This is a genomic window from Streptomyces sp. NPDC008125 (assembly GCF_042957125.1).
Lineage (GTDB): Bacteria > Actinomycetota > Actinomycetes > Streptomycetales > Streptomycetaceae > Streptomyces.
Window position 1 is genome coordinate 1 of record NZ_JBIBHR010000031.1, and the last position, 13,375, is coordinate 13,375.

A 13,375-nucleotide genomic window follows, 5' to 3' on the forward strand; every position below is an offset into this window, starting at 1 on the left:
CATCCAGTACCGCAGCAACCTCATCGACGGCTGCCTCACCGAGACCGGCCTGACCATCAGAACCGACTGACGACACCACGAGTTAAACCTCAGTAGTCAAGTCCCGTGTTCGGGCTGTGCGTCGGGGTTCCATCGCCGCTGACCTCTTGCCGACGTTCCTGGCCGGTGGTCAGGTGATGGCGGTCTCCGTCTGCTGTCTGGATGCCGGGAACCGGGCCCACGTGGAGTCGCTCCGAACGACGACGGCGGCTGGTGACACAGGCGACGGTGATGACGCCGTCGTTGCGGTCGGTGACCTTCCACAGGGGACCGGCCCAGGTGTAGGTGTCCTTCGTTCGCCGACAGGGGAGCCGGATGTCGTCCGGCCGGCCGGGGAGCCGGATGTCGTCCGGCCGGCCGGGGCCATCGGGACGCTACCCGGGCCCCGGGGGCAGGTGGACGGTCATGATCAGATGGCAAGCCTCGGCGCCTGAACCGCGGTAGGCGTGGGTGGTGTCGGCGTCGAAGGTGGCGGTCTGTCCGGCGGCGACGGGGTATTCGGTGCCGTCGACGACGAGGACCATCTCGCCGACGGTGACACTGACGGTCTCGGTCACACCGGCCTGGTGGGGGTGGCTGGGGTATTCCTCGCCCGGCTCCAGGGTCCAGCGCCAGACTTCGGTGGCCGCCGGTCCGCCGGTGGTCAGCATGAGCCGGGCCTCGCTGCCGTGCTCGCCCTTCCACAGGGGCATGACGCTGTCGGCGTCCACTACCCGCACCCGCTGTTCGGGGCGGCCTTCCATCAGGGCCGAGACGGAGATGCCGAGGGTGTCGGCGAGGCGGACCAGCGTGGCGAAGTTCGGGTTGCCCTGCGCTTTCTCCAGGGCGACGAGGGCGCCCTTGCTGACCTTGGCGCGGCGGCCGAGTTCATCCAGGGACAGCCCGGCGCGGGTGCGGGCCGCGCGGACGTTGTGCGCGAGCGTTCGCAGTGCCGCCTCGGTTTCGGCCATCACGTCACCCCTTCAGGCGGTTCGGTCACTGCACTGGCCTGTGCGGTCGGTCGGTTGACGACCCTCGGTCGGTGCGTTGTACGGTGTAGTCGTTCCATTGATAGTAAGGGATGTGTCACCTGTGATCGCTCTGCTGCTGGCCCTGGGCAGTTCTCTGGCCTACGGATGTGCCGACTTCCTCGGCGGTCTGGGTGCCCGCACGACCCACGTCCTGCGCACCGTGATGATCGCGGCCCCGGCGTCGCTCACCGTCGAGCTGCTGCTGTGGCCCTTCCTCGGCGCCTCCTTCGCGCCGGCCACCCTCGCCTGGGGCGCGGCCTCCGGCGTGGCATCGGCCGCCGCGTTCGCGCTGCTCTACAAGACCCTGGCGATCGGCCCGATGAACGTGCTGTCCCCAGTCACCGCGCTGGTGTCGGCGATGCTGCCGGTCGGCGTGGGGTTGGTGCAGGGCGAGCGCCTGGGTCTGCCCGGGCTGGTCGGCCTGCCGCTGGCGCTGGCCGCCGTGGTGCTGGTCAGCGCCGGACACGGCGCGAAGCAGGCCCGTCCCTCGCGCACCGCGCTGCTGCTCGCCCTCGGCGCCGGGGCCGCGATCGCCCTGCAACTGATCTTCCTGCACCAGGCGCCCTCCGACAGCGGCGTGGGTCCGCTGATCGTCGGCCGTGCCGTCTCCGCCGCCGTCACCCTGGTCGCCGCCGGCGTGATGTTCCGGCGCCTGGGCGCGGAGAGGCCCGCGTACGGGATCTCGGCGGCGGCCGGTGCGCTGGACTCGGTGGCCAACCTGCTGTTCCTGCTCGCCGCCCGCAGCGGCGACCTCGCCGTCGTCGCCGTGATCACCGCCCTGTACCCGGCCGGCACCGTCCTGCTCGCCCGCAGTGTCCTGGCCGAACGCGTCCACCGCGGCCAGCTGATCGGGCTGGGCACCGCCGCCGTCGCCGTCAGCCTCCTCGCCCTCACCTGACCCCGCCCCCGTACCTCTGGAAGGAGCACGGCCATATTCATTCAGCCCTGGGACGCCGCCCTGGACGACGCCGAATGGCGCACCTGGATCGCGGACGGCCACGACTTCGGCATCCTCAGCGTCAACGGCATGCTCGGACACGCACTGAGCACCGTGCCCACCCACTTCACGGTCGACGGCACCGCCCTGCTGATTCATCTCGCCCGCCCCAACCCCGTCTGGAAGATGATCGAGGCCGATCCGAACGTCACCTTCACCATCACCGGTGACTACGCCTTCATCCCCGGACCCTGGCGCGCCGAGCACGACGTCCCGCCCACCGACGGCGTCCCCACCAGCTACTACGCCGCCGTCCAGTTCACCTGCCAGGCCACCGCCGTCGACGAACCCGAGGCCAAGGCCGAACTGCTGCGCCGCCAGATGGCCCACTTCCAGTCCGACGGCGACCACGCCCCCATCGAAAGGGACCAACCCCCCTACGGGCGGATGCTGCCCGGCATCCGCGGCCTGCGCCTCGACGTCACTGAGGTCCGCGCCACGTTCACGTACGACGACCCCAAACCCGCCGGACAGCGCACCGACACCGCCCGCCGGCTCGCCGAACGCGGCACCGCCCTGGACGCACTCACCGCGGCCCAGCAGCTCCGCCGCCTCGACCGCATCGGCACCTGGAAGCCCTGACCATCCCCCGGCCCGCTCACCGAACGGAACTGCTCCCACGATGACCGCCTTCCGCATCACCCCCGCCGTCGCCGACGCCTTCCCCGACACCCTCATCGCCGTCGTCACCGCCACCGGCCTGAACGGCCGCGAGACCTGGCCCCACACCGCCGCCGCCATGGAGGACGTGGAGCGTGATCTCGCCTCCGGCACCTGGGTCCCGGCCGACGAGAGTGACCCGCGCATCGAGGCATGGCACACCGCCTACCGCTCCTTCGGTACCAACCCCCGCCGCATCCGGCCCAGCGTCGACGCCCTCGGCCGCCGTCTGGCGAAGAAGGGCACCCTGCCCCGCATCAACCCGGCCGTCGACTCCTACAACGCCGTCTCCGTCCGCCACGGCCTGCCCGCCGGCGCCTTCGACCTCGGCCACGTCACCGGCGACGTCGAGATCCGCTACGCCGAAGGCACCGAGACCTTCACCCCGCTCGGCGAACCCGACACCGTAGAGAACCCCAGGCCCGGCGAGATCATCTACACCGACACCACCGACGTCCTGACCCGCCACTGGAACCACCGCGACGCCCACCGCACCCGCGTCACCGAAGACTCCACCCACGTCGCCTTCGTCCTCGAAACCCTGAACGCCACCCGCGACGACCACCTCCTGACCGCCGCCGCCGCCGAATTGCAGGTTCTCCTCACCGACCACTCCTCCCGGAGCACCGTCCACTACCTGAGCCCCGCCCACCCGCAGGTCACCCTCTGACGCCACGCCCCTGGCATCCCAGTGGCAGCGCATGCTGAACAGCACCTCGTTTCGGGCCCTGGCCCTCGCTCCTGGCCACCGCTGTCATCGTCCCCGTCCAGCTCCAGCGCGTCCGGATCGCGCCCTTCGTCCGGGTGGTGCCGTCGTCGAGGTGCGCGAAGGCGTCGAGGTGCGCGAAGGCGTCGAGGAACCGGTCCAGGCGTGCACTTCGAACGGCAGGGGCCGCGATCCCTGCCGCTCGGGGGCTTCCTGCCGCGCTGCTCCGCGCCGGCGCTCCCCGGACGAGTGCGTGTGAGGTGGTGCGGGTCAGGAAGTCGGTGGCCCCGGGGTTCCGGGAGTACCCGCACCACCTCGAAGGACGTGTCGCTGTCAGCGCGCCCGACGCCCGGGGCGTCGCTCGTAGGGGACGGCCAGGGTCCCGTCGACGCCCACTTCCAGACGGCCCACCTGTTCGATGTCCAGGACGATCGTGTCACCGTGGCTGAGCGGCCCCACGCCGGCCGGTGTGCCGGTCGCGATCACGTCACCAGGATGGAGGGTCATGACGGACGACGTGTAGGCGATCAGTTCGCGGACGCCGAAGATCAAATCCTTGGTGTTCGTCCGCTGCCGGGTGACACCGCCGACGTCGCAGCGCAGGTCGAGGCAGTCCGGGTCCGGTATCTCGTCGGCGGTGACGATCCACGGCCCGATCGGCGTGAACGTGTCGAACGACTTGCGTGTGGAACGGTCCTCGCCGGATCGCACAGTGATGTCCAGGACGCAGGTGTAGCCGAAGACGTGGTCCAGCGCGTCGGCGGCGTCGACGTGGCCGGCGGTGCGGCCGATGACGACGCCCAGCTCGCCTTCCTGGTCGGTGCGCTTGTCCGTGTAGGGCAGGAGGACGTCCTGGCCCGGCCCGATGACCGACGAGTTGGCCTTGAGGAATACACCCAGGTCGGAGATGGAGGTGGTGTACTCCATCTCGGCCTTGTGGTCCAGGTAGTTGACCGGCGCCCCGATGATCTTGCCGGGACGGGGCAACGGCGCCTCCAGGACAGCCTCGGCCAAGGGAACGCGCGTGAGGCCGGAGAGATCCAGCAGGGCAGCTCCCCCACCGGCCGTGGTCTCGATGTACCGGTGCAGCGCTCCGGCCGGGCCGGGCGTGCCGGTACCGACGAGTTGCTCGGTCACGTCGACGAGGTCGTCGCCGTCGACGACTCCGAGTCGCCCGTCGTTGAACAGGGCCAGACGCATCTGGACCTCCTTGCGGATTGCGGGATACGGATACGGGATGTCCGGGTGGGGTGCGGTTCAGGCGCCGGGGTCGGCGTCCTCCGCGCGGTACAGGCCGAGGGAGCGCATGACGGGCTCGTCGCTGTAGGAGAACAGGACGGCGTCGTCGGAGGCGGAGTGGTTGAGGTGCCGGTAGGACGCCCAGCCCGGCACGGCGAAGGTGTCGTTCCCGGACCACTCCAACCGCTCGCCGTCCACGATCGTGGTGCCCTCACCGCGGACCACGGTGAAGATGGTGGAGGCGGTGTGCCGGTACCCGGCTCCCTGGAAGCCCGGGCGCAGCCGCTGGATGCGGCAGCCGATGGTCGGCATGACGGGGCCGCCCGTCCACGGGTTGGTGTACTCGAGGACGATGCCGTCGACGTCGCTGCCCGCCGCGGTGTCGGAGATCCCCTCCAGAGCACGTCGGGTCTCGTCCCATGTGTAGCGGGACACAGGGGAGTTGGGCCCGTCCTGGGTGAGCCAGACCGGGTTCAGCCGACCGTGCAGGAATTGCCTTGTGCCGGCGTCGTCCGGGCGGGTCACGGGCTGGAGGCGCTGCGGGTACTTCTCGTAGAAGCCCGCCTCCAGGGCGTTGACGAGGGGGTAGTCGAGGGCGTCGAGCCAGATCATCGGAGCGTCGCCCTCGTGCGTGTGGTCGTGCCAGTGCCAGCCGGGAGTGAGCAGCAGGTCGCCCGGCGACATGAAGACACGCTCGCCGTTGACCGTCGTCCACGCACCGCTGCCCTCCAGGATGAAGCGGAAGGCGTTGGACGTGTGGCGGTGCGCCTGGGCGGTCTCGCCGGGCAGGATGATCTGCAGTCCCGCGTACAGGGTGTTGACGGTGGCGGGTGGATCGGTCAGGCCGGGGTTCACCAGCATGAGCACCCTTCGTTCCGCCTCGTCCAGCGATAGCGTCTCGGAGAAGTGCAACAGATGCGGCCGCAGTTCCCGCCAGCTCCAGCGGTGGGGCACGGCACGGCTCTTGGGCTGTGCGGGGAAGAGATTGCCGTAGAAGCGCCACAACGGGGCGGCTCCCAGGCTCTCCAGGGCCTCGTAGGCGTTGTTGTCGGTCATCACGGTGTCCTCCTCGGCGAGCCCGTTCACCGGGCGGGAGCAGATGCGGGGGTGGGTGTCCACACCCAGGAGATGTCGTCGAACGCCTCGGGGCCGCGTGCCGAGAGGAGCATGTTGCGCAGCGTGGCGCCCATGCCTTCCAGGTGGCAGATCTCCCCGAAACGGCGGGCATTGGTCTGAATGAGCGCCGCCCGTTCGCGGCGCCGGTCCGCGTACGCGGCGAAGGCCTCAGCAGGGTCCGAGCATCGGCCGAGAGCCTGTCCGAGCGCCACCGCGTCCTCCAGTGCCTGGCACGCGCCCTGCGCGAGGTACTGGAGCATGGGGTGTGCGGCGTCGCCGAGGAGGACGATACGTCCGTGCACCCAGGTGTCGATCGGGGCGCGGTCGTAGAGCGGCCACCGCCGGTCGCGTGAGATGAGGGGCAAGGCGTCCCGCACGGCCTGGCAGGTGCCGGCGAAGCGCTCCTCGAGTTCGGCTTCGGTGCCCCAGTCGTCGGAGACCGGGCTGTAGTGGTCGCTCTCGAAGACGGCGACCTGGTTGTAGAGCTCACCGCGGCGTACGGGGTACTGCACCAGGTGCATGCGCGGCCCGGCCCAGACCATCACCGCTTCCGACGCGGCGTGTCGGGACATCGGGCCGGTCATCCTCCCGGTGGGGAGGGCGCCGCGGAAGGCGACGTACCGTGAACAGACCGGTTCTCCGTCGTTCACCAACGACTGGCGCAGGCGGGAGTGCAGTCCGTCGGCCGCGACCACCGCGTCGGCGCTCAGTTTCGCGTGGCTCTCGGCGAAGGTCAGGTGGACGCCGAAGCCGTTCTGTTCCGCCTCGGTGACGGTGTGCCCTGTGCGCAAGGTGACGCCCGGATGCTCCTGGCAGGCGGTCAGCAGCGCGGTGTGCAGGTCGGTCCGGTGGGTGACGAGGTAGGGGTGCGCGAAGCGGTCGGAGTAGGCCGCGCCGCGGAGGTCGAGGGCGGTGACCTCGTGTCCGGTGAGGGCGTCCATCATCACCAGCCGGGGTGGTGCCACAGCGGCGTGCCGTACGGCGGCGAGTACGCCGAGTTCGTCGAGGGCGAGGGAGGCGTTCGGGGCGAGTTGCAGGCCGGCGCCTATCTCGCCGAAGCGGGTGGCTCGTTCCACGAGAGTCACGCGGTGGCCGGCGCGGGCGGTCGCCAGCGCGGCTGCCAGTCCGCCGATGCCGCCGCCGACTACGGCGATGTGGAGTGGGGAAGAGGTGACGGGCATCTGGCCTCCGTGAGGGAGCATCGGGGTTCTGTCGTGCGGTGGGTCCATCGGTGGTGGGTTGCCACAGGTCCCGGAGGGACGGCGGTGCCTCAGTGCTCAGCAGACCGCGGAGACGCTGTCCACGCGCACGGCGGTGTCGGTCCGGGCGGTGATGTCCTCGACGGTGACGCCTGGGGCGGTCTCGACCAGGGCGAGCCCGTCGGGGGTGACGTCGAGGACCCCGAGGTCGGTGATGATCCGGTGGACGCACCGTTCGCCGGTGAGGGGGAGCGTGCACTCGCCGAGGATCTTGGGAGTGCCGTCCTTGGCGGTGTGTTCCATGAGGACGATGACGCGGCGGGCCCCGTGGACGAGGTCCATCGCGCCGCCCATGCCCTTGACCATCTTTCCCGGGATCATCCAGTTGGCGAGGTCACCGCGTTCGGACACCTGCATGGCGCCCAGTACCGCGGTGTCGATGTGGCCCCCGCGGATCATGCCGAAGGAGAGTGCGGAGTCGAAGAAGGAGGCTCCCGGCAGCACGGTGACGGTCTCCTTGCCGGCGTTGACCAGGTCGGGGTCGACCTCGCTCTCCACGGGGTAGGGGCCGGTGCCGAGGATGCCGTTCTCGGAGTGCAGGACGACGTGGACGCCGGGCGGGAGATGGCCCGGAAGGAGAGTGGGCAGGCCGATGCCGAGGTTGACGTAGGAGCCGTCGGTGAGTTCGGCGGCGGCGCGGGCGGCCATCTGGTCGCGGGTCCAGGCCATCAGACGCGTACCGTCCTCTTCTCGATCTGCTTGTCGGCGGCCTGCTCGGCGGTGAGGGCCACGATCCGCTGGACGTAGATGCCGGGCAGGTGGACGTCCTCGGGGTGGAGTGCGCCCGGTTCGACGAGCTCCTCGACCTCGGCGACGGTGACGCGGCCGGCCATGGCGGCGAGGGGATTGAAGTTGGCGGCGGCACGGCGGAAGAGCAGGTTGCCGTGGCGGTCGCCGCGCCAGGCCCGTACGAGGGAGAAATCAGTGGTGATGCCGTGCTCCAGGACGTGGGCGCGGCCCGCGAAGTCGCGGGTCTCCTTGGGCGGGGAGGCCACGGCCACCGTGCCGTCGGCCGCGTACCGCCAGGGCAGGCCGCCGTTCGCCACCTGGGTGCCGACTCCGGCCGGGGTGTAGAAGGCGGGGATGCCCGCACCACCCGCGCGCAGCCGTTCCGCGAGGGTGCCCTGCGGGGTGAGTTCGACCTCCAGTTCACCGCCGAGGTACTGGCGGGCGAACTCCTTGTTCTCGCCGACGTAGGAGCCGGTGACGCGGGCTATGCGGCCGGCGGCGAGCAGGATGCCCAGACCGCGGCCGTCGACACCGCAGTTGTTGGAGACGACGTTCAGACCGGTCGTGCCCCGGTCGTACAGGGCGCGAATCAGGGTTTCGGGTACGCCGCTGAGGCCGAAGCCGCCGACGGCGAGCGAGGCACCGTCGGGGATGTCGGCGACCGCTTCGGCGGCGTCGGGGCGGACCTTGTTCATGGGTGCGTGGTGCCTTTCGGGTTGGGGGCCTCGCGCAGGGCGTCGGAGACGGACTTGACGGCGCCGTGCGCGGTCATGCCGCCGTCCACCGAAATCTCCGCACCGGTGATGAACGACGCGTCGTCGGACAGCAGGAACGCCACCAGCGGCGCGACCTCGCCGACGGTGCCCGTGCGGCCCAGTGGCGTCTCGCGGACGTTCACCTCGCGGAACGCGGGTGCGGCCGAGGCGGTCATCCCGGTCTCGATGTAACCGGGGTGGATCGTGTTGACGCGGATACCAAGCGGTCCGAGCTCCAGGGCGGCGGTCTTCGACAGGCCGCGCAGTGCCCACTTGCTGGTCGTGTAGGCGACCGGGTAGTGAGCGGTGAGGGCAGCGGACGAACCGACGTTGACGATCGAGGCGCCGGGGCGCATGAGCGGCGTCACGTACTGCATGCCGAGGAGCGGACCGGTGACGTTGACCGCGTGGACGCGGGCCATGTCCGCCGGGTGCACGTCGCCGAGCCGGGCCCGCCAGGTGATGCCGGCGTTGTTGACCAGGCCGTGCACCTGCCCGTACGACTCCCGCAGTTCGTCCGCGAGTTCGGCCCAGTCCCTCTCGCTGGTGACGTCGAGGCGTCGGCAGCCGGGTGCGCCGGCCACGTCGGTGGGGATGACGCGGGCCCCTTCCAGGGTGAGCAGCCGGGCTTCGGCGGCGCCCTGTCCGCGGGCCGCGCCGGTGACGACGACGACCTTTCCGAGCAGCCTCTTGGAGCGTGGGTCGGTCACGGCCGCTCCCGGAGGCGGCGGCGCCCGGTGGGGAGGGGGACGGGGTCGGTGCCGGCGACGACGGTGTTGGTGAGGACGCCGAGGCCCTCGACGGTGAGCGTGACGGTGTCACCGGGCTTCAGCGGCGGTGGGGACTGTTCGCCGCGCCGGCCCCAGAGTTCGGCGAGGCAGCCGCCGTTGCCGCAGGTACCGGAGCCGAGGACGTCGCCCGGGACGACCCGGGTGCCGCGGGAGGCGTAGGCGGTCATCTCCTCGAAGGTCCAGCTCATGTGGGACAGCAGGTCCTCGCCGACCACCCGGCCGTTGATCTCCGCGCGCATGGCCAGCCGCAGGAAGCCGTCCGCGTCGCGGTGGGGCTCCAGCTCGTCGGCGGTGACGAGGTACGGACCCAGGGTGGTGGCGGTGTCCTTGCCCTTGCAGGGGCCGAGGCCGACCTTCATCTCGGCGCTCTGGAGGTCGCGTGCGGACCAGTCGTTGAAGACGGTGTAGCCGATGATGTGATCACGGGCCTGACGGGGCGTCAGGTCACGGCCCTCGCGGCCGATGACGGCTCCGACCTCCAGCTCGAAGTCCAGGACGGACGAGCCGGGCGGTACGGGGATGTCGTCGCGGTGGCCCTGGATCGCGTGTGGATTGGTGAAGTAGAAGGTCGGGGCCGCGTACCACTGTTCGGGGACGCCGCCGACGCCTTCCACGGACCGGCGCACCCCCTCCACGTGCTCCTCGAAGGTCACGAAGTCCCGCACCGAAGCGGGCTGGAGCGGGGGAAGCGGCCGGACCTGGGAGACGTGCGGGCCGGCCGGCCCGTCCAGGGCCGTCGATCCGGCGGTGAGCAGCGCGGGGAGCCCGGAGGTCTCCCGGATCAGAGCGGTGAGCGAGGTGACCCCGGGCAGGGGGAAGAGGGTGCCGTCCTCTTCCACGACCGCCACCCGGCGGTGCTCCTGATGTTCGTACGTGGCGAAACGCATGGTGCGGCTCCGGCGGAGTGTGGTCGGGCGGGAAGGGGGGCGCGCCTCGGGGGCGGGGGCCGTGGCCCGCGCCCCCGAGGCACCCGGACTCGGCGAGAAGGATCAGACCGGGGGAGCGATGAAGACGCCGCGGTCGGGATCGTTGAAGGACTCCTTGGCGACCAGCTCGTTCATGGCGTTGGCGGTGCCCCACTGGTCGGTGACCTCGGGCCGGGAGAAGTCGTACACGTGCGGGTGCCAGGTGTCCTCGTCCAGGCACTCCAGCTCGGTGGTGTACTCGACGGTGTTGCCGTGCGGGTCGAGGAAGTAGGTGAAGGTGTTGTCGCCGGCCATGTGCCGGCCGGGGCCCCAGACCTTCTTGAAGCCGGCGCGCATGACACGGCCGGAGCCGCGCATGTACTCGTCGATGCCGCGCATCTCGAAGGAGACGTGGTGCAGGGCGGTGTGCGGCCCCTGGGCGATGGCCATGGAGTGGTGCTGGTTGCTGATCCGCATGAAGTGCATCACCTCGCCCATGTGCGGGGAGCTGAGGGTGTCGGAGAGGGCGAAGCCGAGATGGCGCTCGTACCACGCGCGGGTGCGGTTCAGGTCCGGTGAGTTGAGCACGACGTGCGAGAGCTTGACCGGGATGGCCTCCTTCTCCTCGATCTTCCGGTGGCGCCGCACGGCGACGTCGGCGGACACCTCGATGGTGCGGCCGTCGACGTCGAAGAAGCGGAAGCCGTATCCACCGCCCGGGGTGTCGACCTTGCCCGGACGGGAGACCAACCGCACGCCTCCGGCGAGGAGCCGCTCCGCCAGGGTGTCCACGTCGGCGGCGGACGCGGCGCCGTAGGAGACGAGGTCGAGTCGCTTCTCGTCGGCCTTGCGCAGCCGCACGACGTACTGCTCGGGGGAGCCCTCGGCGGCGAGGAAGGAGATGCCGGAATCCTCGGCGACCTTGGTCAGTCCCCAGACGCCCGCGTAGAAGTCGAGCTGCTTGTCGTAGTCGGGCACGGCGAGGTCGACGTGCCTCAGGTGGGTGAGCAGGCGCATGGTGTCAGTCCGTCCGGAGGAGGGAGGCCGCGTTGCGGCCGCGGATCGCGTGGAAGTCGGCCTCGGGCAGGTCGGCGGCGCGCAGGGCGCCGACCGGGTCCTCGGATCCCATGTCGAAGGGGAAGTCCGAGCCGAGCAGGACCCGGTCGGCCCCGGCGACGCGGACCAGTTCCCGCAGTACACGGGGGTCGTGGACGAGGGAGTCGAAGTACAGCCGCTTCAGATAGCTGCTGGGCGGGTGGGCGCAGCCGGCTCCCGCGTCGGACCGGGCGGACCATGCGTGGTCGGAGCGGCCGATGTGGGTGGGCAGGTAGCCGCCGCCGTGGGCCGCGACCAGCTTCAGTCCGGGGTGCCGGTCGAGTACCCCGGAGAAGATCAGGTGCGAGAGCGCGACGGCGTTCTCGGTGGGCTGGCCGACCGTGTTGGACAGATACCACTGGTCGAGGCGCTCGTCGAGGGTGCAGCCGAAGGGGTGCAGGAAGACGATCGCGCCCGTCTCCTCGGCCCGGGTCCAGAAGGGTTCGTAGGCCGGGTCGGAGAGTTCGCGGCCGGGCGCGTGGCTGGAGATCTCGACGCCGAGGAGGCCCTGCGCGAGAGCGTGGTCGAGGGCGTCGACGGTGAGCTGCGGGTGCTGGAGCGGTACGAGGCCCAGTCCGCGCAAGCGGGCCGGCGCGGCCGAACAGTGCTTCGCGGTGGCCTCGTTGGCCAGCCGGAAAACCTCCCCGGCCGTCTCCTCGTCCGCCCAGTAGTGGTAATGCGAGGGGGAGGGGCTGACCAGCTGGACGTCGACACCCTGCGCGTCCATCGCCGCCAGCCGTACGGTGACGTCGGTCAGGCGGGGGAAGCGCTCGCGGACCATGGGACCGCTCACGGCGAGGGCCGCCGGGCCGTTGCGGCGGGCGTCCAGCGCCCGCGCTCCGGCCAGCCCCGGCCGCCCCTCCACCAGCGCCTCGATCCCAGGCAGCAGGACGTGGGCGTGCACGTCGACCGTGGGAGCGGCCAACCGGACTTGCGGCGCGGTCACGGCAGTTCCCGGAGCATGGTCATGGTGCGGGCCATCAGACCGGGCACGTCGGCGTCGCGTGCACCGTCGAGCTGCCACTGCCCGATGCGGACGGATGCCTCGACGACGGGGCGGACGCGGACGATCCGCCGCTCGTAGTACGCCTGGAACAACGCGTCGTCCCAGTCGTCGGCCCCGGTCAGCATCTGGGCGAGCACCCACGCGTCCTCCAGCGAGAGGGCGGCGCCCTGGGCGAGGGTGGGCGGGCAGCAGTGCGCGGCGTCGCCGACCAGGACGACCCGGCCGCGGTGCCAGGAGCCCTCGACCAGCATGCGGTCGAACCAGGTGTAGTTGACCTTCGCCGGGTCGGTGACGTGCTCGGTGATCTCCGGCCAGAACCCGCCGTAGTGCCGGGTCAGGCGTCGCATCTCGTCCGCGTACGACTCGGGCGGTATCCCGGCGCGGTCGCGGTTGGCCTCCACCACGTACGCGTACAGCGTCGTGTCGCTGGTGGGGCAGTAGCCGGCGATGTAGGCAGGGCCGCCGTAGGCGAGGTCGGTACGGGTGACGCCGGCCGGGCGCGGGGCGGCGACGCGCCAGATGGCCATGCCGGTGGGCTCCGGCCGGACGGTGATGCCGATGGCGGCTCGGGTGCTGGAACCGAGACCGTCGGCGGCGATCACCAGGTCGTAGCGGTGTTCGGAGCCGTCGGAGAGCCGTACGGAGACGCTGTGCGCGTCCTGGCTCAGGATCTCGGCGGTGGTGCCGAGACGCACCGTCGCGCCACTGGCGCGCACCGCGTCGATGAGGATCCGCTGGAGCAGGGGCCGCTGCATGCCGACGGTGGCGGGCAGGTCGTCGCCGCCGGTGCGCAGGTCGTCCTGGGCGTGCAGGACCGTGCCGTCGGGAGCGGTGATGCCGACCGAGCCGAAGCCGAAACCGGATGCCTCCACCTGCTTCCAGACGCCCAGTTCGCGCAGGACGCGCAGGGCGTTGCCCTGGAGGGTGATGCCGGAGCCGGCGGTCGCGTTCCAGTCGGCCTTGGCCTCGACGAGGTCCACGGCGTACCCGGCGCGGCGCAGCAGGATCGTCACGGCGTTGCCGGCCGCGCCGCCGCCGATCACGAGGACCGTGCGGGATGGGGGCATG

The 13,375-nt window shown here is 71.1% G+C and carries 14 protein-coding genes; 3 read left to right on the forward strand and 11 right to left on the reverse strand.

The features are described 5' to 3' along the window. Positions 1-413: 413 nt before the first annotated feature. A complete protein-coding gene (locus ACFZAX_RS33070) occupies positions 414-989 on the reverse strand; it encodes a cupin domain-containing protein (protein WP_390966305.1) in 576 nt (191 codons plus the stop codon). 121 nt (positions 990-1,110) lie between these two features. Here ACFZAX_RS33070 and ACFZAX_RS33075 point away from each other — a divergent pair, with 121 nt between their 5' ends. Genes ACFZAX_RS33075 through ACFZAX_RS33085 form a run of 3 tightly spaced genes read left to right on the forward strand, consistent with a single transcriptional unit; the run spans position 1,111 to position 3,376 of the window. Then, positions 1,111-1,947, forward strand: a complete 837-nt coding sequence (locus tag ACFZAX_RS33075; RefSeq protein ID WP_390966368.1) for an EamA family transporter — start codon at positions 1,111-1,113, stop codon at positions 1,945-1,947. A gap of 33 nt (positions 1,948-1,980) precedes the next feature. After that, entirely contained in the window at positions 1,981-2,628 is a 648-nt protein-coding gene (locus ACFZAX_RS33080) for an FMN-binding negative transcriptional regulator (RefSeq protein ID WP_390966369.1), read from the forward strand. 40 nt (positions 2,629-2,668) lie between these two features. Continuing rightward, positions 2,669-3,376 carry a phenylalanine--tRNA ligase beta subunit-related protein gene (locus tag ACFZAX_RS33085; protein ID WP_390966307.1) on the forward strand — a complete coding sequence of 236 codons (708 nt, stop codon included), beginning with the start codon at positions 2,669-2,671 and terminating at the stop codon, positions 3,374-3,376. Between the two features lie 369 nt (positions 3,377-3,745). On the opposite strand, the gene ACFZAX_RS33090 is transcribed toward ACFZAX_RS33085, so the two are convergent. The 10 genes from ACFZAX_RS33090 to ACFZAX_RS33135 all read right to left on the reverse strand — a co-directional run bounded on the left by ACFZAX_RS33090 (position 3,746) and on the right by ACFZAX_RS33135 (position 13,374). Further along, positions 3,746-4,612 (reverse strand): fumarylacetoacetate hydrolase family protein, encoded by an 867-nt coding sequence (locus ACFZAX_RS33090; RefSeq protein WP_390966309.1) that lies wholly within the window; start codon positions 4,610-4,612, stop codon positions 3,746-3,748. A 57-nt stretch (positions 4,613-4,669) separates the two neighbouring features. After that, a complete protein-coding gene (locus ACFZAX_RS33095) occupies positions 4,670-5,770 on the reverse strand; it encodes a cupin domain-containing protein (RefSeq protein ID WP_390966311.1) in 1,101 nt (366 codons plus the stop codon). After that, complete coding sequence (locus tag ACFZAX_RS33100; RefSeq protein ID WP_390966313.1) at positions 5,734-6,948, reverse strand: FAD-dependent monooxygenase; 1,215 nt, start codon at positions 6,946-6,948, stop codon at positions 5,734-5,736. Before ACFZAX_RS33100 ends, ACFZAX_RS33095 begins: the two co-directional genes overlap by 37 nt. A 96-nt stretch (positions 6,949-7,044) precedes the next feature. Then, entirely contained in the window at positions 7,045-7,695 is a 651-nt protein-coding gene (locus ACFZAX_RS33105) for a 3-oxoacid CoA-transferase subunit B (RefSeq protein ID WP_390966315.1), read from the reverse strand. After that, positions 7,695-8,450 (reverse strand): 3-oxoacid CoA-transferase subunit A, encoded by a 756-nt coding sequence (locus ACFZAX_RS33110; RefSeq protein ID WP_390966317.1) that lies wholly within the window; start codon positions 8,448-8,450, stop codon positions 7,695-7,697. Before ACFZAX_RS33110 ends, ACFZAX_RS33105 begins: the two co-directional genes overlap by 1 nt. Next, on the reverse strand, positions 8,447-9,220 hold the full coding sequence (locus tag ACFZAX_RS33115; protein ID WP_390966319.1) for an SDR family oxidoreductase: 774 nt from the start codon (positions 9,218-9,220) through the stop codon (positions 8,447-8,449). The genes ACFZAX_RS33110 and ACFZAX_RS33115 overlap by 4 nt, the downstream gene beginning before the upstream one ends. Then, positions 9,217-10,188 carry a fumarylacetoacetate hydrolase family protein gene (locus ACFZAX_RS33120; protein WP_390966321.1) on the reverse strand — a complete coding sequence of 324 codons (972 nt, stop codon included), beginning with the start codon at positions 10,186-10,188 and terminating at the stop codon, positions 9,217-9,219. Before ACFZAX_RS33120 ends, ACFZAX_RS33115 begins: the two co-directional genes overlap by 4 nt. A gap of 102 nt (positions 10,189-10,290) precedes the next feature. Continuing rightward, positions 10,291-11,223, reverse strand: coding sequence for a VOC family protein (locus ACFZAX_RS33125; protein WP_390966323.1), 933 nt, complete (start codon positions 11,221-11,223; stop codon positions 10,291-10,293). A gap of 4 nt (positions 11,224-11,227) precedes the next feature. Then, the gene (locus ACFZAX_RS33130) at positions 11,228-12,226 is read right to left on the reverse strand and encodes an amidohydrolase family protein (RefSeq protein WP_390966370.1); all 999 of its coding nucleotides are present in this window, start codon (positions 12,224-12,226) and stop codon (positions 11,228-11,230) included. Between the two features lie 17 nt (positions 12,227-12,243). Continuing rightward, positions 12,244-13,374, reverse strand: a complete 1,131-nt coding sequence (locus tag ACFZAX_RS33135; protein ID WP_390966325.1) for an FAD-dependent monooxygenase — start codon at positions 13,372-13,374, stop codon at positions 12,244-12,246. Position 13,375 lies beyond the last annotated feature (1 nt).

Coding starts and splice junctions, on each gene's coding strand:
- ACFZAX_RS33070 (WP_390966305.1), bottom strand. CDS start 989: ATGGCCGAAACCGAGGCGGCACTGCGAACGCTCGCGCACAACGTCCGC.
- ACFZAX_RS33085 (WP_390966307.1), top strand. CDS start 2,669: ATGACCGCCTTCCGCATCACCCCCGCCGTCGCCGACGCCTTCCCCGAC.
- ACFZAX_RS33090 (WP_390966309.1), bottom strand. CDS start 4,612: ATGCGTCTGGCCCTGTTCAACGACGGGCGACTCGGAGTCGTCGACGGC.
- ACFZAX_RS33100 (WP_390966313.1), bottom strand. CDS start 6,948: ATGCCCGTCACCTCTTCCCCACTCCACATCGCCGTAGTCGGCGGCGGC.
- ACFZAX_RS33105 (WP_390966315.1), bottom strand. CDS start 7,695: ATGGCCTGGACCCGCGACCAGATGGCCGCCCGCGCCGCCGCCGAACTC.
- ACFZAX_RS33110 (WP_390966317.1), bottom strand. CDS start 8,450: ATGAACAAGGTCCGCCCCGACGCCGCCGAAGCGGTCGCCGACATCCCC.
- ACFZAX_RS33120 (WP_390966321.1), bottom strand. CDS start 10,188: ATGCGTTTCGCCACGTACGAACATCAGGAGCACCGCCGGGTGGCGGTC.
- ACFZAX_RS33125 (WP_390966323.1), bottom strand. CDS start 11,223: ATGCGCCTGCTCACCCACCTGAGGCACGTCGACCTCGCCGTGCCCGAC.
- ACFZAX_RS33135 (WP_390966325.1), bottom strand. CDS start 13,374: ATGCCCCCATCCCGCACGGTCCTCGTGATCGGCGGCGGCGCGGCCGGC.